We start from the raw sequence: 19,936 nt of genomic DNA, 5'->3' as shown, positions 1-19,936 counted from the left end.
GACAGCATGAACGTACATACGCAGAAATCGCTGATCGCCGGCCCCGTCGGCCAGATCGAGATCGCCGTCGACCTGCCCGACGCGGTGCGCGAAGGCAGCGCCGCGCCGCGCGGCATCGCGCTCGTCGCGCATCCGCACCCGCTGTTCGGCGGCACGATGGACAACAAGGTCGCGCAAACCCTGGCGCGCACGCTCGTGCAGCTCAACTACGTCGTCTACCGGTCGAACTTCCGCGGCGTCGGCGCGACCGAGGGCGTGCACGACAACGGCTTCGGCGAAGCCGACGACCTGCTCGCGGTGCTCGCGCACATGCGCGCGCAGCCCGCGTATGCGGACCTGCCGCTCGTGCTGGCCGGCTTCTCGTTCGGCACCTTCGTGCTGTCGCACGTCGCGAAGCGGCTGCGCGACGCGGGCGACGCGATCGAGCGGATCGTGTTCGTCGGCACGGCCGCGAGCCGCTGGCAGGTCGCCGACGTGCCGGAGAACACGCTCGTGATCCACGGCGAGACCGACGACACGGTGCCGATCGCGGCGGTGTACGACTGGGCGCGGCCGCAGGAATTGCCCGTCGTCGTGATTCCCGGCGCCGAGCATTTCTTCCATCGCAAGCTGCATGTGCTCAAGCGCGTCGTCGTCGATGCGTGGCGCTAGCAGGCTGTTGAAAAGCGCCTCGTTTTGACGGCCGGGGCACTATTTAAAAGGGTTTCGTATGCGATTGGCTGCTGAGTTGCGGATAAATCGTCCCGGCTGCCCCGCTGGCGAGCGGGCCAGCCGGCGAGCTGCCGCGCGACGGCCACGCTTGGCCGGCTCATCGCATTGCCCCTTGTGGCACCGCCGTCAGTATTCGGGCCATTCGAGTCAGGTTGCTCGCCAGCATCGTCAGTTTGAAGTGCTGGTCGACTCGCTTGATGCCGCGATACACGGTCTGTCGAATCCGGCCGACGGTCTTGCCCCAGCCGAAGTGCTCCTCGATGCGTTTGCGAATGACTTGGCTGATGCCATAGCCGACGTGCCGCGACGTGCGCCCGTCGATCGCGCTGCCGCCTTGATGCGCGTCGTTGCGCGCGACATGCGGCGTCACCTTGCGCGCACGACAGTCCCGCACAAAGTCGCGCATGTCGTAACCCTTGTCGGCGCCGAGCGTCTTGGCGTGACGGCCCGGCACGCAATCGAGCAGGCGCAACGCGCTGGCGCGTTCGCCAAAGCCATCGGCATGGCTCACCACAGCACCCACTACCAAGCCCGATCGGTTCTCCATCAGGATGTGCCCCTGGTAACACAGGATGGACGGCGTGCCTTTGCTCTTCCTAAACAGCCGCGCGTCCGTATCGGTGCTCGACTCGTGAGTCTCGTTGCTGCGCCGCTTGCCCTTCCAGTCGGTGTCGACATTGCGGCCACCGCCGGCCGGCGGATCGTCCGAACCGTCCTTGGGCCGGAAGCTCTTGTGGCTGGCCCATGCCTGGATCAGCGTGCCATCGACCGAGAAGTGTTCTCTGGACAGCAGCCCTTGCTTGTCGGCCAGGCTCATGACTTCAGTAAAGAACGCTTCGACCACTTCGTGCTCGAGCAGACGATCGCGGTTCTTCGAGAACACCGAGTGATCCCAGACGGCGTCTTCGATGGCGAGGCCGACGAACCAGCGGAACAGCAGGTTGTATCGCATCTGCTCCATCAGCATGCGCTCGCTGCGCATCGAATAAAACACTTGCAGCAGCAACGCACGCAGCAGCTTCTCAGGCGCAATCGAGGCCCGGCCGCTGTCTGCATAGATCGTGCTGAACAGCCCGTTGAGCCGCTTCAGCGCTTGATTGACCAGCAGCCGAAGCGGCCGCAACGGGTGATCAGCCGGCACGAAGTCTTCCAGCTTCACCGTCGTGAACAGCGGTTCTTGCATCTCGTCCATTCCGCGCATCGCTCTCGTTTGCCCAAGATCATGAACACGATATCTCTAACGCACCGCCCGCAGCGCCCGCTTACACCGTATCCAATTTCAACAGCCTGCTAGGGCCGGATCACCCCGTGATCACGCCCCGATAATGCTCCGATAGCGGCTTGAAGGCGGGACCCGCCCGGGTTCCGCCGCCGCGCGACTTGCAGGCCGCCTCGCGCATCTTGCATCTCCCTTCGATAGTGGTCCTGCGCATTCCCGTCGCGCTATCCCCGCGACGCCGATCTGTGCCGGTGTAGCGCCGCATTCACGAAAACGCGCGTCGCGGCCACGTATAATGGCCGGATTTCGCGTCGCCCGCGGCCCGGCCGGGCCCATGCGGCGCTCGATTCGCTGGCCCGTCGCGCACGCGCTGCGCCGGTCGCGAACCGAACGCGTCCGCACGAGTCCAACCGGCGCGTTTCGCATCGCCTGACGTTTCAGGTGCAGGCCGAAACGCCCGCCGCCTTGCCATTCAACCGTGCGTGTTTCGCGCCCGTACTTTCTGCCATCAGCCTGAATCGATCATGCGTTTGTCCACCCAAGGCCTCAAGTCCCTCGCTTCCTCCATCGCCTTCAGCACCGCCGCGCGCAACGTCGCGCTCGGCGTGATGCTGCCCGTCGCGCTCGCGTCGACGATCGTCGCCGCCGAGGCGAAGCCCGCCGCCAAGGCCCGGGCCGCGCATGCGGCGCCGGCCGCCGCGCCCGAGGCGACCGGCGCGCCCGCGACCTACATGCCGGGCGCGGTGCCGCCGCCGGGCGTGAACGCGCGCTCGTGGGTGCTCGTCGACGCGACGAGCAACACCGTGCTCGCGTCGGGCAACGCGGACGAGCGCGTCGAGCCGGCATCGCTGACGAAGCTGATGACCGCGTACCTCGTGTTCGAGGCGCTCGACAAGAAGAAGATCTCGATGGAGCAGATCGTCACGCCGAGCGCGGCCGTGCGCCGCGTCGGCACCGACGAGTCGCGGATGTTCATCGAGGCGGACAAGCCGGTGTCGGTGCACGACCTCGTCTACGGGATGATCATCCAGTCGGGCAACGACGCGGCGATCGCGCTCGCCGAGCTGGTCGGCGGCAGCGAGGCGCAGTTCGTCAACATGATGAACGACGAGGTCCAGCGCCTCGGCATGAAGGGCACGCGCTTCGCCGACGTGAACGGCATGCCCGACCCGAACCACTACACGACGGCCGGCGATCTCGCGACGCTGTCCGCGCACCTGATCCGTGATTTTCCGCAGTACTACAGCATCTTCTCGGAGAAGGAATTCAAGTACAACAATATCCGCCAGGGCAACCGCAACCGCCTGCTGTGGCTCGACCCGACGGTCGACGGCCTGAAGACCGGCCACACGCAGGCGGCGGGCTTCTGCCTGATCGCGTCGTCGAAGCGGCCGATGCCGGGCACGGCGGATGCGCCGCGCCGCCTCGTGTCGGTGATGATGGGCGAGACCAAGGAAAGCGACCGCACGCAGGACAGCATGAAGATGCTGAACTACGGCTACAGCGCGTTCGATGCGGTGCGCCTGTTCAAGGGCGGCCAGGCGATCTCGACGCCGCGCCTCTACAAGGGCAAGAGCAACAACGTGCAGGTCGGCGTGAAGGGCGACCAGTGGGTGACGGTGCCGCGCGGCCTCGGCGACAAGGTGAAGACCGAGGTCGAGGTGAACGCGCCGCTGATCGCGCCGCTCGCGGAAGGCCAGGCGGTCGGCACCGTGAAGATCGTCGCCGACGGCAAGACGCTGTCGCAGTTCCCGATCGTCGCGCTGCAGGCGGTGCCGGAAGCGGGTATCTTCGGCCGTATCTGGGACTCGATCCTGCTGATGTTCAGCAAGAAGAAGTAAGCGAGTCGAGGCCTTTGTTTCGACGACTTCATCCCCATCTGACATAGCCATGAGCCAAGCCGAATTCGAACCGATCGTCTACCTGAGCGTCTCCTCGCAGGAGGAGCTGGTGCCGCTGTCGCAAGCCCGCGTGCCGGTGCTCGACCGCGGGTTCATCTTCGGCGACGGGGTGTATGAGGTCGTCCCCGTCTACGCGCACGACGGCGCGCACGTGCCGTTCCGGATCGCGCAGCATCTCGCGCGGCTCGAGCGCAGCCTGAAGAAGATCGGCATCGCCAACCCGCACGACGACGCGGGGTGGCGCGCGCTGATCGAGCGCGTCGTCGCGGCGAACGCCGACGGCCTCAGCGCACGCGACGCGCTCGTCTACCTTCAGGTGACGCGCGGCGTCGCGAGGCGCAGCCACGCGTTCCCGGCGAACGCCGTGCCGACCGTGTTCATGATGACGCACCCGCTGCGCCTGCCGTCCGAGCAAGAGCGCGCGGCCGGCGTGCGCTGCGTGACCGCCGAGGATCGGCGCTGGCTGCATTGCGACATCAAGTCGACCTCGCTGCTCGGCAACGTGCTGATGGCGCAGCATGCGGTCGAGCACGACGCGTTCGAGACGCTGCAGCTGCGCGACGGCAAGCTGACCGAAGGCTCGTCGTCGAACGTGTGGATCGTGAAGAACGGCGAGCTGCTTGCGCCGCCGCGCAGCAACAAGATCCTCGAGGGGATCCGCTACGCGCTGCTCGAGGAGCTGGCCGACGAATGCGGGATTCCGTTCGTCGCGCGCGAGATCAGCGAAGTGGAGCTGCGCGCGGCCGACGAGATCATGATCACGTCGGCGACGAAGGAGGTGCTGCCCGTCACGTCGCTCGACGATCTGCCGGTGCAGGGCGGCAAGCCCGGCCCGGTATTCGCGGCGTTGTACGACGCGTACCAGCGCGCGAAGGCGCGCGAGTTTGAACAGTTTGACCTAACCCGGAGAAAGTGATGAGCGAACCGTCCAAAACCGTCGAGCTGACCGGCGCGATCGATACCCGGAAGGAATCGCTGCTGGAGTTCCCGTGCGATTTCCCGATCAAGATCATGGGCAAGGCGCACCCGGAGTTCAAGGACACGATCTTCAAGGTCGTGAGTGTCCATGACAACGAAATCGACCTCGAGAAGATCGAGGAGCGCGCGTCGAGCGGCGGCAACTACACCGGCCTCACGATCACCGTGCGCGCGACGAGCCAGGAGCAGCTCGACAACATCTACCGTGCGCTGACCGGCCATCCGATGGTCAAGGTCGTGCTCTGATCCTGATCCCCTCCCTCCCTTCCTTGCGCGCTCACGCGGCGGCGGATTTCTCCGCCGCGCGGCGCGCGTCCAGTTCGTCGCACAGCAGCTTGAATCCGGCGACTTCCTGCAGCATCCACGTCCTGAACGCCTGTACGCGCGGTGTACCCAGCAGCGGCGGCGGGCACACGAAGAAATAGTTCCACGGGCTCGGCCCATCGATGTCGAACAGGCGCACGAGGCGCCCCTGCCGCAGCTCGTGCACCGCGAGCGAGCGCCGCACGAGCGCGATGCCCTGGCCGCCGATCGCCGCCTGCAGCAGGTTCGACGAATCCTGGTACAGGATCCCGCGCTTCGGCTCCGTCAGCGTATCGAGGCCCGCCGCGTCGAACCACGGCCGCCACAGCTCGTCGTCGGAGCGCAGCAGGTTGTAGCGGACCAGATCCGCGGGCGTTTTCGGCAGCACGCCGCCGTTCAGTGTCGGCGCGCAGGCCGGGAAGAACACTTCGTCGAGCAGCGGCTCCACGTACAGCCCCGGATAGGTGCCGAACCCGAAGCGGATCGCGATGTCGACGTCGTCCCGCGCGAAATCGGTGAGGGCGTTGGTCGACTGCAGCTCGACGTCGATTTCCGGATGCTGCTCGATGAACGAGCCGATGCGCGGCGTCACGAAGCGCGCCGCGAACGACGACAGCATCGAGATCACCAGCCGCCGGTCGCGGTCGCTCGCGCGCACTTCGCGCGTCGCCTCGACGAGCATCATCAGCGCGGTGCGGACCTGCTGCGCGTAGCGGATGCCCGCGTGGGTCAGGCACAGGCGCTTGCCGTTGCGCGTGAAGAGCTGCACGCCGAGCTCCTCCTCGAGCGCGCGCACCTGGTGGCTGACCGCCCCGTGCGTGACGAACAGCTCGTCGGCGGCGCGCGAGAAGTTTTCGTGGCGGGCGGCAGCCTCGAATGCGCGAATCGCGTTCAGCGCGGGGAGCTGGCGCAGGTCCATTTGCTAATTTTCCTCACATCGACGTGAAAATTGGTCGTTTGGTCGGACGCCTGGAGATGAATACGATTGTAGCCATCGAAGCATTTTTGGCGGAGCGCATCATGCAAGAAATTTCTTCAAGCATCACGTTCGAGATTCCCCCCGGAGAAACCGTCCCGATGCGGGTGCAGCGCAGCACGCGGCTGACGGTCCAGTGCGGGCCGGTGTGGGCGACGCGCAGCAACGACGTCGGCGATTACTTCCTCGTGGACGGCGAAACGCTGCGGCTGCGCCGCGGCGAGCGCCTGTGGCTGAGCGCCGAGGGTGCGGGGAGTGCGTGCGTCGCGTTCTCGGTGTCGCGGCCGCCGAAGGAAGTCGCGCTGACGGGGCTCGCCCGGTTGCGCGAGCGCGTCGCGGCGCTGTTCCAGAACGGGTGGCGCACCGTCTGATGTCGTTCTGATCCGGCGGATGCCATCGATCCGTCCCTTTCCATAGCCGGCGAGACGTCCGGGTTTTCGGTAAACTACCGCCCATGTCCGTCTCGCCGGTTTCCACTGTGTCCACGCCTGTCGCCGCACCCGATTCGCCCGCAGCCCTTCCGGTCCCGCCGGTGACGGTACGCTGGCGCGGCGTCGAGCTGTACGACGTGAGCTTCGGCGCGATGCGCGCGTTCACCGATGCGCGCACCGCGGACACCGGCGACGAAATCTGGGTGGTCGAGCATCCGCCCGTCTATACGCTCGGGCAGGCGGGCGATCCGGCCCACCTGCTGGTCGCCGACAGCGGCATCCCGCTCGTCAAGGTCGACCGCGGCGGGCAAATCACCTATCACGGCCCCGGCCAGATCGTCATGTACCTGCTGCTGGACTTGCGCCGGCGCAAGCTGATGGTCCGCCCGCTGGTGTCCCGGATCGAGGAGGCCGTGATCGAAACCCTCGCGGCGTATAATCTCGCCTCGGTCCGCAAGGCGGGCGCGCCGGGCATCTACGTGGCGTCGGGCCTTCACGAGGGCGCGAAGATCGCGGCCCTCGGCCTGAAGATCCGCAACGGCTGCAGTTATCACGGGCTGAGCCTGAACGTGAAGATGGATCTGCGCCCGTTTCTCGCGATCAATCCGTGCGGCTATGCCGGACTGGAAACCGTCGACATGGCGAGCCTCGAGGTTGCCGCCGACTGGAACGACGTCGCCCATACGCTGGTGCGCCGTCTGATTGTCAACCTCGACGGCGCATCCGCGGCCGCCGACAAGCCGCAGGCACTGGAACATTCGAATGACTGACTTGACCGCTTCCCCCGCACCGGCCGATTCGGCCGCGACCCCTGCCTACGATCCGACCGCCAAGCAGAAGGCGCAGGCGAAGACGGCGCGCATCCCGATCAAGGTCATTCCGATCGAGCGGCTGAAGAAGCCCGAGTGGATTCGCGTGAAGGCGGCCACCGGCAGCTCGCGCTTCAACGAGATCAAGACGATCCTGCGCGAGCACAACCTGCATACGGTGTGCGAGGAAGCGAGCTGCCCGAACATCGGCGAGTGCTTCGGCAAGGGCACCGCGACGTTCATGATCATGGGCGACAAGTGCACGCGCCGCTGCCCGTTCTGCGACGTCGGCCACGGCCGTCCCGATCCGCTCGACACCGACGAGCCGAAGAACCTCGCGCGCACGATCGCCGCGCTGAAGCTCAAGTACGTGGTGATCACGAGCGTCGACCGCGACGACCTGCGCGACGGCGGCGCCGCCCACTTCGTCGAGTGCATCCGTGAAGTGCGCGAGCAGTCGCCGGAAACGCGCATCGAGATCCTGACGCCGGACTTCCGCGGCCGCCTCGACCGCGCGATTTCGATCCTCAACGCCGCGCCGCCGGACGTGATGAACCACAACCTCGAAACGGTGCCGCGCCTGTACAAGGAAGCGCGCCCGGGTTCGGACTACGCGCACTCGCTGAAGCTCCTGAAGGACTTCAAGGCGCTGCATCCGGACGTCGCGACGAAGTCGGGCCTGATGGTCGGCCTCGGCGAGACCGAAGAGGAAATCCTGCAGGTGATGCGCGACCTGCGCGCGCACGACGTCGACATGCTGACGGTCGGCCAGTACCTGCAGCCGTCCGAGCACCACCTGCCGGTGCGCGCGTACGTGCATCCGGATACGTTCAAGATGTACGAGGAAGAGGCGTACAAGATGGGCTTCACGCACGCGGCCGTCGGCGCGATGGTGCGCTCGAGCTATCACGCCGACCTGCAGGCGCATGGGGCCGGGGTGGTCTGAGCGTCCGCCTCGTTGCCGCTTCGTCGTCGGACGAGCCTGGAAAAGCCCGCACGCTGCGGGCTTTTCATCTTTCAAACTTCATTTGGCCATTCGGCAACGGAAATGACCGCAGCCCCAAAGCAGGCAGCGTCATTTCGCCGATCGTGTCGACACTGTGGTCATACAGGTCGTCGCCCGCAGCGCCGCTATGATTCTCGTCGCTGGACCCCGACGGCGCGTTGACCCATTGCAGGGTCAACTCGAACCTCGCGGTGTCCCTGCTGTGGCCACTCGAAGTGAATACGCTCAGCGGTATCTGTCCCGAGACCGTCACCGATTTCGGCCATCGGCTACCGTCGGCTGCCCCGACCGAAAGGTCACATCGCCGTGAAGCGCCGTAAGCGAAGACGGGCGAGCGTTTGCAGCGATCAAAGCGATAGACGACGACCGACGCTGCAGCATTGGGGGCATTTTCGAGGTCTGTCGTCCCGAAGGTCGAGATCGTGACGGCGGTCTGAGTCACGCCGCACGAGTCGAGCACCGTACCATACGCGGTTGCGGAGACCCGGCTGAAGGGAGGCCGGCCAGCCTGTGCATCTGCGCGGAGTGGTGAAGCCAGAAGCACGATGGCAAATGCCGCTGCAACCAGCCGACCCAACGCATGTTCGATCTTGGCGCGCAGACAGGCCGAACCAGGACTTATCACGAGACGCGCCTCCGGTTTCGCTCTTCTGCAGGCTGATTGGTTTGCCCGGGCGCCGATCGAACGCGAGACGGCGCGGGCTTCCGGGGCGCTGCATATATCGGGCCAGGCCAGCGAATATGCGGCTCTCGGCCTGTCGGTTGAGCGTCCGGTAGCGATGTGGCCGGGTGAACGTTGCGGAATTGAATCGTGGCGTTGCCGGGCCAGGCTGCGTCCTGGCAAAGAGGGCTCCCGGACCCGCAGCGGGCGCGTGTCCGGAGAGCCGGATGGACCGATTCATCGTTGACACGTGCGGTTCCGCCAGAGGCGGCTTGCGCACGACAATCGCCACCCGACCGGACGCGCGATCCAATCCAGCGTGGAAAGCAAAGCTGAAACGTCGTCGATAGCTTCGCAGGATAAGTTCGCTCCCGCCGCGCGCAAACCTCCTATAGTCGGCTCTCTCGTTGAATCGCCAGAATGCCGAAGGAGAGCCGCATGCCCCGTTTCAGCCTCATCCGCCGCGCCGCTGCCGCGCTGACCGCGCTCGCCGCCTTTGCCGCGCCCGGCGCGGCGCACGCCGAATCGCGCGAGGTCGTGATCGCCTACCAGGACATGGTCGTGCCGTGGCGCTACGCGCAGGCGAGCGGCGAGGTCGAGAAGGCAACCGGCTACAAGGTCACGTTCCGCAAGCTCGACAGCGGCGCGGACGTGATCCGCGCGCTAGCGTCGGACTCGGTGCAGCTCGGCGAGGCCGGCTCGAGCCCGATCGCGGCCGGCCTGTCGCAGGGGCTCGACATCTCGCTGTTCTGGATACTCGACAACATCAACGATGCCGAAGCGCTCGTCGCGCGCAACGGCTCCGGCGTGACGAGCGTCGCCGCGCTCAAGGGCAGGAAGATCGGCGTGCCGTTCGTGTCGACGTCGCACTTCCACACGCTCGTCGCGCTGCAGGCCGCGGGCGTCAACCCGAACGACGTGAAGATCGTCAACCTGCGCCCGCCCGAAGTCGCGGCGGCCTGGACGCGCGGCGACATCGACGCGACCTACATCTGGGATCCGGTGCTCGCGAAGGTCAAGCAGTCCGGCACGGTGCTGACGACATCCGGCCAGGTCGCGAAGCAGAGCGGCAAGGCCACCTTCGACGGCTTCGTCGTGAGCCGCAAGTTCGCGCGCGACAACCCCGAGTTCGTCACGCGCTTCGTCAAGGTGCTCGCGGCGGCTGACGCCGATTACCGCGCGCACGCCGCCGCATGGAAGGTCGGTTCGCCGCCGGTCGCGGCCGTCGCGAAGGTGTCCGGCGCGAACGCGCAGGACGTGCCGGCGAGCCTCGCGCTCTACGCATTCCCGACGCCCGCCGAGCAGGCGTCGCCGACGTGGCTCGGCGGCGGCGCGCAGTCGGGCGCCGCGAAGTCGCTCGCGGCGACGGCCGCGTTCCTGAAATCGCAGGGCACGATCCAGACGGTGCTCGCCGACTACTCGGTCGGCGTCGATCCGCAGTTCGTGCAGAAAGCCGCGCGCTGAGCGCGACGACGCATCGCGGAGCCAGACATGAGCACGCTCGAAGTCCGTCAGGTATCGGTCGCCTATCCGGGCGAGCGCGGGCGTCCGACGACGCAAGCGCTCGCGCAGGTCGACCTGCGCATCGACGCGGGTGAATTCGTCGTCGCGCTCGGCGCGTCGGGGTGCGGCAAGACGACGTTGCTGAACTGCATGGCCGGCTTCGTCGCGCCGACGACCGGTGACGTGCGGGTCGACGGCGTACCCGTGACGGGCCCCGGCGCCGACCGCGGCGTGGTGTTCCAGAAATACGCGCTGCTGCCTTGGCTCGACGTGCTCGACAACGTCGCGCTCGGGCTGCGCTTCGCGCGCGTGCCGAAGGCCGAACGCGCGGCGCGCGCACGGGAGATGCTCGCGCTCGTCGGGCTCGAGCGCCATGCGCATGCGCGCGTCTACGAGCTGTCGGGCGGGATGCAGCAGCGCGTCGGCATCGCGCGCGCGCTTGCGAGCGATCCGCGTGTGCTGCTGATGGACGAGCCGATGGGCGCGCTCGACGCGATGACGCGCGGCACGATGCAGGCGCTCGTGCTCGATGTGTGGGCGCGCACCGGCAAGACGGTGTTCTTCATCACGCACGACGTCGAGGAGGCGCTGTTTCTCGCGACGCGGCTCGTCGTGATGACGCCCGGCCCGGGCCGGATCGCCGACACCTTCGAACTGCCGTTCGCGCGCCGCTACGTCGAATCGCGCGACGCGCGCGGGGTGAAGTCGTCGCCCGATTTCATCGCGTGGCGCGAGCGGCTGATCGCGTATCTGCATCGCGACGAAGCGGGTGGAGAAGCGCTCGGGGGACCGGTCGGAGAAGCGGCGTGATGCGCGAGCTGGCGCGGCAGGGCGCGTCCAGCGGGCGCGGTCGGTACGGTACTTTGCACAGGCAGGACAGCATGAGCACACAGGATTCGTGGGCGGCCGATCGCGCGGCCGCCGGTTTCGAGCAGGACGATCGCACCGCGTCGCCGCGCGCCTTCGCTGCCGCCGCCCGGCCCGCTCGCGCATCGCGCCGCTACCGGTTGCCGGGGCAGGGGAAGACGGGCGTGCTGAGCGCGGCGACGGTCGCGGCGCTCGCCGTGCTGTGGTGGGTCGCGACGCACCGGCAATGGCTGCCGCCGCTGTTCCTGCCCGCGCCGGAAGCGGTATGGACGGCGTTCGTCGACGCGTGGCACGGCCGCATCCAGGGTGGGCTGCCGCTGTCCGAGCATCTGCTGTGGAGCGCCGCGCGCGTGTTCGGCGCGTTCGTGCTGGCGACCGCGTTCGGCGTGCCGGCCGGCATCCTGATGGGCGTGAGCCGCGTCGCGCGCGGCGTGCTCGATCCGCTGCTGGAGTTCTACCGGCCGCTGCCGCCGCTCGCGTACCTGCCGCTCGTCGTGATCTGGTTCGGGATCGACGAGACCGCGAAGCTCGTCGTGATCTTCCTCGCGTGCTTCGCGCCGGTCGCGATGGCGGCGCGCGCGGGCGTGCGGGCCGCGACGGTCGAGCAGATCAACGCCGCGTATTCGCTCGGCGGCAGCTTCGCGCAGATCGTGCGGCACGTGGTGCTGCCCGCCGCGCTGCCGGAAGTCCTCACCGGGCTGCGGATCGCGATCGGCTTCGGCTGGACGACGCTCGTCGCGGCCGAGATGGTCGCCGCGACGGCCGGGCTCGGGCAGATGGTGCTGAATGCATCGAGCTTCCTGCGCACCGACATCGTCGTGATGGGCATCCTGATCATCGGCGCGATCGCGTGGCTGTTCGACCTCGGGATGCGCTGGGTCGAGCGGCGGGTCGTGCCGTGGAAGGGCAGGGGGTAAGCGCGTGACGCGTGCGCGTCGTCCGCTCAATCCCCCATCGCAATCCCCTCGCGCCGCGGATCGGCGCCGCCGAACCACACCGTTTGCCCCTGCACGTTCAGCCGCTGGATGCCCTGCAGCCCCGAGTTCATCTCGACGACCTGCACGGTGTGGCCGCGTCCCTTCAGCGCGTCGACGAGCGTGTCGGATACGCGGCCGCGCTCGAGCTGCGTCGGCCCGTTCATCGACCCGAAGTTCGGCAGCGCGATCGCCTGCTGCATCGTCATCCCCCAGTCGAGCACGCCGACCAGCGCTTTCGCGACGTGGTTGATGATCGCCGGCCCGCCCGCGGAGCCGACGATCAGCGTGACCTGCTTCGTCTTCCTGTCGAACACGAGCTCCGGCGACATCGACGAGCGCGGCCGCTTGCCGGCCTGCACGCGGTTCGCGACCGGCCGGCCGTTCTCGCTCGACACGAACGAGAAATCGGTGAGCTGGTTGTTCAGCATGAAGCCGCGCACCATCATGCGCGAGCCGAACGCATCCTCGACGCTTGTCGTCATCGACAGCGCCTGCCCGTGGCGGTCGACGATCGCGATGTCGGAGGTCGACGGCAGCTCGGGGCTGCGGTCGTCGGCCATCGCGAGCGCCGCGCCCTGCGGCGTGCCGGCCTGCGCGGCGCCCATGCTGCCGTCGCCGATCAGCCGCGCGCGCTGCGCGAGATACGACTTGTCGACGAGGCTCGCCCAGTTGCCGCCCGGCAGCGGCACGAAGTCCGGATCGGCGACGTAGCGCGCGCGGTCCGCATACGCGAGGCGCCCGGCCTCGCTGAACAGGTGCGCGGCGAACGGCGTCGGCTCGAAGCCGACGTCGTTGCGCACCGGCTTCTGCGCGCCGATCTGCTGCCAGTCGGGCATCGCCTCGAGAATGCCGAGCATCTGCGCGATCGCGAGGCCGCCCGACGACGGCGGCGGCATCCCGCAGACGATCGAGCGGCGGTAATCCGCGCACAGCGGCTCGCGCACCTTCGCCTTGTAGCGTGCGAGGTCCTGCAGCGACAGCAGGCCCGGGTTGGCCGGATGCTTCCTGACCTTGGCGACGATGTCGCGCGCGATCGCGCCGGTGTAGAACGCGTTCGCGCCGTGATCGGCGATCTGGCGCAGCACGACCGCGAGCGCCGGGTTCTTGAGGACCGTGCCGGCCGCCTTCGGCGTGCCGTCCGGGTTGTAGAAATACGCGCGCGCGGCCGGGTCCTTCATCAGATAGCGGTCGTTCGCGATCAGCGTCGCGAGCCGCGGGCTGATCGTGAAGCCGTGCTGCGCAAGGGCGATCGCCGGCTGGAACAGCCGCCGCCACGGCAGCCTGCCATGCGCGCGATGCGCGGCCTCCAGCATCCGCAGCACGCCCGGCGCGCCGACCGAACGCCCGCCGACGACGCCTTCGTAGAAGCTCATCGGCTGGCCGGTCGGGCCGTAGAACAAGCGGTCGGTGGCGGCGGCCGGCGCGGTTTCGCGGCCGTCGTACGCCTGCGTCGCCTTGCCGTCGAAATACAGCATGAACGCGCCGCCGCCGATGCCCGACGATTGCGGCTCGACGAGCGCGAGCACCATCTGCGTCGCGATCGCCGCGTCGATCGCGGTGCCGCCGGCCTTCAGCATCGTGTAGCCGGCTTGCGCCGCGAGCGGATTCGCGGCCGCGATCATGTCGTGCTGCGCGGTCCAGCCCGGCTTGTCGGCCCAGCCCGACGACAGTTCGGGCGCGTGCGCGGCAGGCGCGACGGGGCTGGATGCGGCAACGGGTGCGGTGGTGCTGGCGGCGGCGCCGGCGGGCGGCACGGGGGACGTGCAGGCGGCATTGAGCGCGACGAGCGCGGCGGCGGCGGCAAGCGTCGCCCAGGCGCGCGGGCGCGGACGAATCCGGTCGGACATTGAACCCTCGGCAGGAGTGAATGCTGAAACGGCGCAACAGGGAACGACAGGGAGCGGCAGGCTCCGGCGGGCTATTGTCGCCGCGCCGTGCGCGGGTTGTCATCCGACAGGAAACCCTGACGCAGCGCGTCGGGCCCGCCCCGGCCGGTCTTTCCGGCCTGTTCGAGGACGAACTCTATGAACGTCGCGGTCGCGCGCGTGTGATGCCGGTTCGGCATGTAGAGCATGTACATGTGCGTGCCGAAGATGGACAGCCGGTACGCGTCGAGCGACGTGACGACCGCGCCGCGCCGCGCGTCGTCGTGCACGACGTAGTCCGGCACGATGCCGACGCCGAGCCCGGCGAGGATCGCCTGCCGCAGGAACAGGAAGTTCTCGGAGATCAGCGTCGGCTCGAGCAGCACCTCGTGGCGCTCGTCGCCGAGATACGCGGCGATGCGCAGCTGCCGTCCCATTACCGTCGCGGTGATCACGGGCGCGCCCGCCAGCGCGTCGAGGCTCGCCGGCATCCCGTGCGCGGCCGCGAACGCGGGCGACGCGCACGCGACGTAGCGCACCGCGCCCATGTCGCGCGCGACGAGGTTCTGCGGCGGCTCGGACATCACGCGGATCGCGATGTCGACCTCGTCGCGCACGAGGTCCTCGACGCGGTTCTCGAACACGACGTCGAGCACGATGCCCGGATGCAGCCGCTTGAACGCGAGCAGCCATTCCGACATCACGAGCTGCCCGTAGCCGCTCGGCACCGACAGCCGCACGCGGCCCTGCAGGTCCTGGCCGAGCGTCGTCACCGACTCCTGCGCGGCGAGCAGCTCGTTGCGAATGCGCCGGCCGTGCTCGTAGAGCTTCAGGCCGATCTCGGTCGGCTCGATGCGGCGCGTCGTGCGCCGCACGAGCTGCTGGCCGATCGAGCGCTCGAGCTGGTTGAGCCGGTAGCTGACGTTCGCACGGCTCATCTTCAGCCGCTGCGCGGCCTTGCTGAGATTGCCGGCGTCGAGAATCTCGACGAGCAGCGTCAGCGCGTTCAGGTCCATGTCGAAGGTCTCCTCATCGCGCCCTGTTAATGGTTCGCAAGCATTCAGTGTCAAGCCGGATTTGACAGCTTGTTAAAGCGCGCTGGAATTGTCAATGAATCTCGATCAATCGAGAATCGTGTCATACCCGGCGGCTCGCCGGAGACCTTTACCGTTTTCGATGGGACCCGAGACACGATGAACGTATCCACCTCGCCCGATACCGGCACGGTCACGCACGAACGGCGCGACAAGGTGCTCGTCGTCACGATCGACCATGCGCCCGTCAATGCGCTGTCCGCCGACGTGCGGCGCGGCCTTGCCGATGCGCTCGACGCCGCGCAGCGCGACGCCGCGATCCACGCGGTGCTGATCGTCGGCGCCGGGCGCAACTTCATCGCCGGCGCGGACATCCGCGAATTCGGCAAGCCGCCGGCGCCGCCGTCGCTGCCCGACGTGTGCGAGCGGATCGAGTCGAGCGCGAAGCCGGTCGTGGTCGCGCTGCACGGCGCGACGCTCGGCGGCGGCCTCGAAGTCGCGCTCGCCGCGCATTACCGGCTTGCGGTGCCGGGCGCGAAGCTCGGGCTGCCCGAAGTGACGCTCGGCCTGCTGCCGGGCGCGGGCGGCACGCAGCGCGCGCCGCGGCTGATCGGCGCGAAGGCCGCGCTCGACCTGATGCTGTCCGGTCGCCACGCGGGCGCGGACGAGGCGCTTGCGCTCGGCCTCGTCGACCGCCTCGCGCACAGCGACGACACGCTCGCCGAAGGGCTCGCCTATGTGCAGGAACTGCTGTCGCTCGGCGCGAGCGCACGGCGCGCGCGCGACGCGCAGGGGCTCGCGGATCGCGCGGCCGCACAAGCCGCGATCGACGCGGCGCGCGCCGAGCTCGCGAAGAAGTCGCGCGGGCTGTTCTCGCCGGCGAAGATCGTCGACGCGGTCGAGGCCGCGCTCACGCTGTCGTTCGACATGGGGATGAGGCTCGAGCGCAGCCTGTTCCTGCAATGCGTCGACAGCCCGCAGCGCGCGGGCCTCGTGCATGCGTTCTTCGCGGAGCGCGAGGCGGCGAAGGCGCCCGAGGCGCGCCGTGCGAGCGCGCGGCCGGTCGAGCGGATCGGCGTGGTCGGCGGCGGCACGATGGGCGCCGGCATCGCAGTCGCGGCGCTCGATGCCGGGCTCCCGGTAACGATGATCGAGCGCGACGACGCGTCGCTCGCGCGCGGCCGCGCGCACGTCGAGAAGGTGTACGACGGGCTCGTCGCGAAGGGCCGCATGACGCCCGCCGCGCACGCGGCACGGCTCGCGCGCTTCAAGGGCAGCACGTCCTACGACGCGCTCGCGCAGGCCGACGTCGTGATCGAGGCCGTGTTCGAGGACATGGCGGTCAAGCAGGCCGTGTTCGCCGAGCTCGCTCGCGCGTGCAAGCCGGGCGCGGTGCTCGCGACCAACACGTCGTATCTCGACATCGACCGGATCGCCGCGAGCATCGACCGGCCGTCCGACGTGATCGGCCTGCACTTCTTCTCGCCGGCCAACGTGATGAAGCTGCTCGAGATCGTCGTGCCGGCGCGCGTGAGCCCGGACGTCGTCGCGACCGCGTTCGAGCTCGCGAAAAAGCTGAAGAAGACGCCGGTGCGCGCGGGCGTGTGCGACGGCTTCATCGGCAACCGCATCCTCGCCGTCTATCGCACCGCGGCCGACTATCTGATGGAAGACGGCGCATCGCCGTACCGGATCGACGGCGCGGTGCGCGCGTTCGGCTTCCCGATGGGGCCGTTCCAGGTCGTCGACCTCGCGGGCGGCGACATCGGCTGGGCGACCCGCAAGCGCCGCGCGGCGACGCGCGATCCGCGCGCCCGCTACGTCGGGATTTCCGACCGGCTGTGCGAGCGCGGCTGGTTCGGCCAGAAGACCGGGCGCGGCTACTACCTGTATCCGGACGGCGCGCGCACCGGCACGCCGGACCCGGAGGTGGAGGCGATCGTCGCCGACGAGCGCGCGAACAAGGGCGTCACGCCGCGCACGTTCACCGACGACGAAATCCAGCGCCGCTATCTCGCCGCGATGATCAACGAAGGCGCGAACGTCGTGCACGAGCGGATCGCGCTGCGCCCGCTCGACGTCGACGCGGTGTTCCTGCACGGCTACGGCTTCCCGCGCCATCGCGGCGGCCCGATGCACTACGCGGACACGGTCGGCCTCGCGAACGTGCTGGCCGACATCCGCGCGTTCGCGAAGGAGGATCCGCTGTTCTGGAAGCCGTCGCCGCTCATCGTCGAACTCGTCGCGCGCGGCGCGGACTTCGCCAGCCTGAACCGTCCCGACTGAACGTCGCCCCGAATTCATTACGGATACCCGATGGATCTCAATTTCACTCCCGAAGAAGAGGCGTTTCGCGCCGACGTGCAGCGCTTCCTGCATGAGCAGCTTCCCGAACGCATTTCCCGCAAGGTGAAGGGCGGGCTGCGCCTGACGCGCGACGACATGCGCGAATGGCACGCAATCCTCCACGCGCGCGGCTGGCTCGCGAGCCACTGGCCGCGCGAGTTCGGCGGCCCCGGCTGGAGCGTCGCGCAGAAGTTCCTGTTCGACAACGAGTGCGCGCTCGCGGGCGCGCCGCGCATCGTGCCGTTCGGCGTGAACATGCTCGGCCCGGTGCTGATCAAGTACGGCAGCGACGCGCAGCAGCGCTACTGGCTGCCGCGCATTCTCGACGGGTCGGACTGGTGGTGCCAGGGCTACTCGGAACCGGGCGCGGGCTCGGACCTCGCGGCGGTGAAGACGAGCGCGGTGCGGGGCGTCGATGCACAGGGCAACCACTACGTCGTCAACGGCCAGAAGACGTGGACCACGCTCGGCCACTACGCGAACATGATCTTCTGCCTCGTGCGCACCGCGACCGACGTGCGCAAGCAGGAAGGCATCAGCTTCCTGCTGATCGACATGAACACGCCCGGCGTCGAGGTACGCCCGATCGTCACGCTCGACGGCGAGCACGAGGTGAACGAGGTGTTCTTCACCGACGTGCGCGTGCCGGTCGAGAACCTCGTCGGCGAGGAGAACCGCGGCTGGACCTATGCGAAATACCTGCTGACCTACGAGCGCACCAACATCGCGGGCGTCGGCTTCTCGACGGCCGCGCTCGACCGGCTGCGCGCGGTCGCCGCGAAGGTGCGCAAGAACGGCCGGCCGCTCGCCGACGATCCGTTCTTCGCGGCGCGCGTCGCGCGCGTCGAGATCGAGCTCGACAACATGAAGACGACCAACCTGCGCGTGCTGGCCGCGGTGGCGGGCGGCGGCGCACCGGGCGCGGAAAGCTCGATGCTGAAGATCCGCGGCACGCAGATCCGCCAGGAGATCACCGCGCTGATGCGGCGCGCGATGGGGCCGTATGCGCAGCCGTTCGTCGACGAAGCGCTCGACGCCGGTTACGACGGCGAGCCGGTCGGGCCGGAAGAGGCCGCGAGCGCCGCGCTGCAGTACTTCAACAACCGCAAGCTGTCGATCTTCGGCGGCTCGAACGAGATCCAGAAGAACATCATCGCGAAGATGATGCTCGGCTTGTAAGGAACGCTGATGGACTTTCGACATACCGAAGACCGCCGGATGCTGGCGGACACGCTGAACCGCTTCATCGCCGAACAGTACGCGTTCCCGGTGCGCGACCGCATCGCGCAATCGGCGGCCGGCTTCGACCGGACGATGTGGGAACGCTTCGCCGAACTCGGCGCGATCGGCGCGCTGTTTCCCGAAGCCGACGGCGGCTTCGGCGGCGCGGGCTTCGACATCGCGGTCGTGTTCGAATGCCTCGGGCGCGGGCTCGTCGTCGAGCCGTTCCTCGGCGCGCTGCTCGCGGGCCGCGCGCTCGCGCTGGCCGGCGGCGACGCGCATCGCGCGAAGCTCGCCGCGCTGATCGACGGCAGCGCAAGCGCCGCGTTCGCTCACGACGAGCCGGGCTCACATTACGAACTGACCACCGTGCGCACGCGCGCGGAGCGGCACGGCGACGGCTGGGCCCTGACGGGCGCGAAGGGCATCGTCGACCAGGCCGCGCAGGCGGCGTTCTTCGTCGTGTCCGCGCGCACGGCCGGCAGCGACGACGATACGGACGGCATCGGCCTGTTCGTCGTGCCGGCGGATGCGCCGGGCGTGTCATTGCGCGATTACCGGAAGATCGACGGCGGCCGCGCGGCGGAAGTGCGCTTCGATCGCGTCGCGCTGCCGGCCGGCGCGGCGCTCGGCGATCCGCACCAGGGCGCGGCATTGCTCGAACACGTGCTCGGCTACGGGCTGCTCGCGCTGTCGGCCGAAGCGCTCGGCGCGATGGACGTCGCGAAGGAACACACATTGGACTACCTGCGCACGCGCAAGCAGTTCGGGATGCCGATCGGCAGCTTCCAGGCGCTGCAGCACCGGATGGCCGACCTGCTGCTCGAAGTCGAGCAGGCGCGCTCGGCGGTGATCAACGCGGCCGCGCAGCTCGATGCGCCGCGCGTGACACGCGAACGCGCGCTCGCGGCAGCCAAGTACAGCATTGGCCGGATCGGCACGCTGGTCGCGGAAGAGAGCATCCAGTTGCACGGCGGGATCGGGATGACGTGGGAGCTGCCGCTGTCGCATTACGCGAAACGTCTCGTGATGATCGATCACCAGCTCGGCGACGAGGATCACCATCTCGCGCGCTACATCGCGTTGTCGAAACAGTAAAAAGCGCATAACGCGAATGGAGGAGACAAG

General features: G+C 68.4%; 18 protein-coding genes. 13 read left to right on the top strand and 5 right to left on the bottom strand.

All coding sequences use genetic code 11. The annotated features are described in order from the left end of the window. Positions 1-6: 6 nt before the first annotated feature. Complete coding sequence (locus B7P44_RS15875; protein WP_084905710.1) at positions 7-651, top strand: alpha/beta hydrolase; 645 nt, start codon at positions 7-9, stop codon at positions 649-651. A gap of 157 nt (positions 652-808) precedes the next feature. Here the strand turns inward: B7P44_RS15875 and B7P44_RS15870 are convergent, their stop codons facing one another. Beyond that, positions 809-1,903 carry an IS5-like element ISButh5 family transposase gene (locus B7P44_RS15870; protein ID WP_084905708.1) on the bottom strand — a complete coding sequence of 365 codons (1,095 nt, stop codon included), beginning with the start codon at positions 1,901-1,903 and terminating at the stop codon, positions 809-811. Between the two features lie 551 nt (positions 1,904-2,454). On the opposite strand from B7P44_RS15870, the gene B7P44_RS15865 reads away from it, so the two are divergent. From B7P44_RS15865 to B7P44_RS15855, 3 genes are read left to right on the top strand one after another with little or no spacing between them, the layout of a single operon-like run. Beyond that, on the top strand, positions 2,455-3,771 hold the full coding sequence (locus B7P44_RS15865; protein WP_084905706.1) for a D-alanyl-D-alanine carboxypeptidase family protein: 1,317 nt from the start codon (positions 2,455-2,457) through the stop codon (positions 3,769-3,771). A gap of 49 nt (positions 3,772-3,820) precedes the next feature. Then, a complete protein-coding gene (locus B7P44_RS15860; protein WP_084905704.1) occupies positions 3,821-4,747 on the top strand; it encodes a D-amino acid aminotransferase in 927 nt (308 codons plus the stop codon). Continuing rightward, positions 4,747-5,055, top strand: a complete 309-nt coding sequence (locus B7P44_RS15855) for an HP0495 family protein (protein WP_010090550.1) — start codon at positions 4,747-4,749, stop codon at positions 5,053-5,055. Before B7P44_RS15860 ends, B7P44_RS15855 begins: the two co-directional genes overlap by 1 nt. 31 nt (positions 5,056-5,086) lie before the next feature. Here the strand turns inward: B7P44_RS15855 and B7P44_RS15850 are convergent, their stop codons facing one another. Beyond that, entirely contained in the window at positions 5,087-6,031 is a 945-nt protein-coding gene (locus B7P44_RS15850) for a transcriptional regulator GcvA (RefSeq protein ID WP_084905702.1), read from the bottom strand. 101 nt (positions 6,032-6,132) lie between these two features. Here B7P44_RS15850 and B7P44_RS15845 point away from each other — a divergent pair, with 101 nt between their 5' ends. The 3 genes from B7P44_RS15845 to lipA all read left to right on the top strand — a co-directional run bounded on the left by B7P44_RS15845 (position 6,133) and on the right by lipA (position 8,274). Continuing rightward, a complete protein-coding gene (locus tag B7P44_RS15845; RefSeq protein ID WP_084906734.1) occupies positions 6,133-6,459 on the top strand; it encodes a DUF2917 domain-containing protein in 327 nt (108 codons plus the stop codon). Positions 6,460-6,542: 83 nt separating this feature from the next. Beyond that, positions 6,543-7,289 carry a lipoyl(octanoyl) transferase LipB gene (gene lipB / locus B7P44_RS15840; protein ID WP_084905699.1) on the top strand — a complete coding sequence of 249 codons (747 nt, stop codon included), beginning with the start codon at positions 6,543-6,545 and terminating at the stop codon, positions 7,287-7,289. Then, on the top strand, positions 7,282-8,274 hold the full coding sequence (gene lipA, locus B7P44_RS15835) for a lipoyl synthase (RefSeq protein ID WP_084905697.1): 993 nt from the start codon (positions 7,282-7,284) through the stop codon (positions 8,272-8,274). Before lipB ends, lipA begins: the two co-directional genes overlap by 8 nt. 64 nt (positions 8,275-8,338) lie before the next feature. On the opposite strand, the gene B7P44_RS36360 is transcribed toward lipA, so the two are convergent. Further along, a complete protein-coding gene (locus B7P44_RS36360) occupies positions 8,339-8,959 on the bottom strand; it encodes a hypothetical protein (RefSeq protein ID WP_133117966.1) in 621 nt (206 codons plus the stop codon). Between the two features lie 474 nt (positions 8,960-9,433). Here B7P44_RS36360 and tauA point away from each other — a divergent pair, with 474 nt between their 5' ends. Genes tauA through B7P44_RS15820 form a run of 3 tightly spaced genes read left to right on the top strand, consistent with a single transcriptional unit; the run spans position 9,434 to position 12,282 of the window. Beyond that, positions 9,434-10,459 (top strand): taurine ABC transporter substrate-binding protein, encoded by a 1,026-nt coding sequence (gene tauA / locus B7P44_RS15830; RefSeq protein WP_084906732.1) that lies wholly within the window; start codon positions 9,434-9,436, stop codon positions 10,457-10,459. Between the two features lie 27 nt (positions 10,460-10,486). Next, the gene (locus B7P44_RS15825) at positions 10,487-11,308 is read left to right on the top strand and encodes a taurine ABC transporter ATP-binding protein (protein WP_084905695.1); all 822 of its coding nucleotides are present in this window, start codon (positions 10,487-10,489) and stop codon (positions 11,306-11,308) included. Continuing rightward, positions 11,308-12,282: an ABC transporter permease subunit gene (locus tag B7P44_RS15820; protein ID WP_084905693.1), complete on the top strand. Its 975-nt coding sequence runs from the start codon at positions 11,308-11,310 to the stop codon at positions 12,280-12,282. The genes B7P44_RS15825 and B7P44_RS15820 overlap by 1 nt, the downstream gene beginning before the upstream one ends. Positions 12,283-12,308: 26 nt before the next feature. Here B7P44_RS15820 and ggt read toward each other — a convergent pair whose 3' ends face one another. Together ggt and B7P44_RS15810 are read right to left on the bottom strand one after the other, a co-directional pair. After that, positions 12,309-14,189, bottom strand: coding sequence for a gamma-glutamyltransferase (gene ggt / locus B7P44_RS15815; protein WP_084905691.1), 1,881 nt, complete (start codon positions 14,187-14,189; stop codon positions 12,309-12,311). A gap of 71 nt (positions 14,190-14,260) precedes the next feature. After that, the gene (locus tag B7P44_RS15810) at positions 14,261-15,223 is read right to left on the bottom strand and encodes a LysR family transcriptional regulator (protein ID WP_084905689.1); all 963 of its coding nucleotides are present in this window, start codon (positions 15,221-15,223) and stop codon (positions 14,261-14,263) included. Between the two features lie 177 nt (positions 15,224-15,400). On the opposite strand from B7P44_RS15810, the gene B7P44_RS15805 reads away from it, so the two are divergent. The 3 genes from B7P44_RS15805 to B7P44_RS15795 are packed head-to-tail and all read left to right on the top strand — an operon-like array spanning position 15,401 to position 19,906. Beyond that, the gene (locus B7P44_RS15805; protein WP_084905687.1) at positions 15,401-17,527 is read left to right on the top strand and encodes a 3-hydroxyacyl-CoA dehydrogenase NAD-binding domain-containing protein; all 2,127 of its coding nucleotides are present in this window, start codon (positions 15,401-15,403) and stop codon (positions 17,525-17,527) included. A gap of 30 nt (positions 17,528-17,557) precedes the next feature. After that, positions 17,558-18,766, top strand: a complete 1,209-nt coding sequence (locus tag B7P44_RS15800) for an acyl-CoA dehydrogenase family protein (RefSeq protein ID WP_084905685.1) — start codon at positions 17,558-17,560, stop codon at positions 18,764-18,766. A 9-nt stretch (positions 18,767-18,775) separates the two neighbouring features. Continuing rightward, positions 18,776-19,906, top strand: coding sequence for an acyl-CoA dehydrogenase family protein (locus tag B7P44_RS15795; protein WP_084905683.1), 1,131 nt, complete (start codon positions 18,776-18,778; stop codon positions 19,904-19,906). Positions 19,907-19,936: the final 30 nt, after the last annotated feature.

It is taken from the genome of Burkholderia ubonensis subsp. mesacidophila, from assembly GCF_002097715.1.
GTDB classification, from domain to species: domain Bacteria; phylum Pseudomonadota; class Gammaproteobacteria; order Burkholderiales; family Burkholderiaceae; genus Burkholderia; species Burkholderia mesacidophila.
This window is presented reverse-complemented; position numbering and strand designations above follow the sequence as displayed.

What these genes read in the sequence shown, in the direction of transcription:
- B7P44_RS15875 (WP_084905710.1), top strand. Translation starts at nt 7, where the DNA reads ATGAACGTACATACGCAGAAATCGCTGATCGCCGGCCCCGTCGGCCAG.
- B7P44_RS15870 (WP_084905708.1), bottom strand. Translation starts at nt 1,903, where the DNA reads ATGGACGAGATGCAAGAACCGCTGTTCACGACGGTGAAGCTGGAAGAC.
- B7P44_RS15865 (WP_084905706.1), top strand. Translation starts at nt 2,455, where the DNA reads ATGCGTTTGTCCACCCAAGGCCTCAAGTCCCTCGCTTCCTCCATCGCC.
- B7P44_RS15860 (WP_084905704.1), top strand. Translation starts at nt 3,821, where the DNA reads ATGAGCCAAGCCGAATTCGAACCGATCGTCTACCTGAGCGTCTCCTCG.
- B7P44_RS15855 (WP_010090550.1), top strand. Translation starts at nt 4,747, where the DNA reads ATGAGCGAACCGTCCAAAACCGTCGAGCTGACCGGCGCGATCGATACC.
- B7P44_RS15850 (WP_084905702.1), bottom strand. Translation starts at nt 6,031, where the DNA reads ATGGACCTGCGCCAGCTCCCCGCGCTGAACGCGATTCGCGCATTCGAG.
- B7P44_RS15845 (WP_084906734.1), top strand. Translation starts at nt 6,133, where the DNA reads ATGCAAGAAATTTCTTCAAGCATCACGTTCGAGATTCCCCCCGGAGAA.
- lipB (WP_084905699.1), top strand. Translation starts at nt 6,543, where the DNA reads ATGTCCGTCTCGCCGGTTTCCACTGTGTCCACGCCTGTCGCCGCACCC.
- lipA (WP_084905697.1), top strand. Translation starts at nt 7,282, where the DNA reads ATGACTGACTTGACCGCTTCCCCCGCACCGGCCGATTCGGCCGCGACC.
- tauA (WP_084906732.1), top strand. Translation starts at nt 9,434, where the DNA reads ATGCCCCGTTTCAGCCTCATCCGCCGCGCCGCTGCCGCGCTGACCGCG.
- B7P44_RS15825 (WP_084905695.1), top strand. Translation starts at nt 10,487, where the DNA reads ATGAGCACGCTCGAAGTCCGTCAGGTATCGGTCGCCTATCCGGGCGAG.
- B7P44_RS15820 (WP_084905693.1), top strand. Translation starts at nt 11,308, where the DNA reads ATGCGCGAGCTGGCGCGGCAGGGCGCGTCCAGCGGGCGCGGTCGGTAC.
- ggt (WP_084905691.1), bottom strand. Translation starts at nt 14,189, where the DNA reads ATGTCCGACCGGATTCGTCCGCGCCCGCGCGCCTGGGCGACGCTTGCC.
- B7P44_RS15810 (WP_084905689.1), bottom strand. Translation starts at nt 15,223, where the DNA reads ATGGACCTGAACGCGCTGACGCTGCTCGTCGAGATTCTCGACGCCGGC.
- B7P44_RS15805 (WP_084905687.1), top strand. Translation starts at nt 15,401, where the DNA reads ATGAACGTATCCACCTCGCCCGATACCGGCACGGTCACGCACGAACGG.
- B7P44_RS15800 (WP_084905685.1), top strand. Translation starts at nt 17,558, where the DNA reads ATGGATCTCAATTTCACTCCCGAAGAAGAGGCGTTTCGCGCCGACGTG.
- B7P44_RS15795 (WP_084905683.1), top strand. Translation starts at nt 18,776, where the DNA reads ATGGACTTTCGACATACCGAAGACCGCCGGATGCTGGCGGACACGCTG.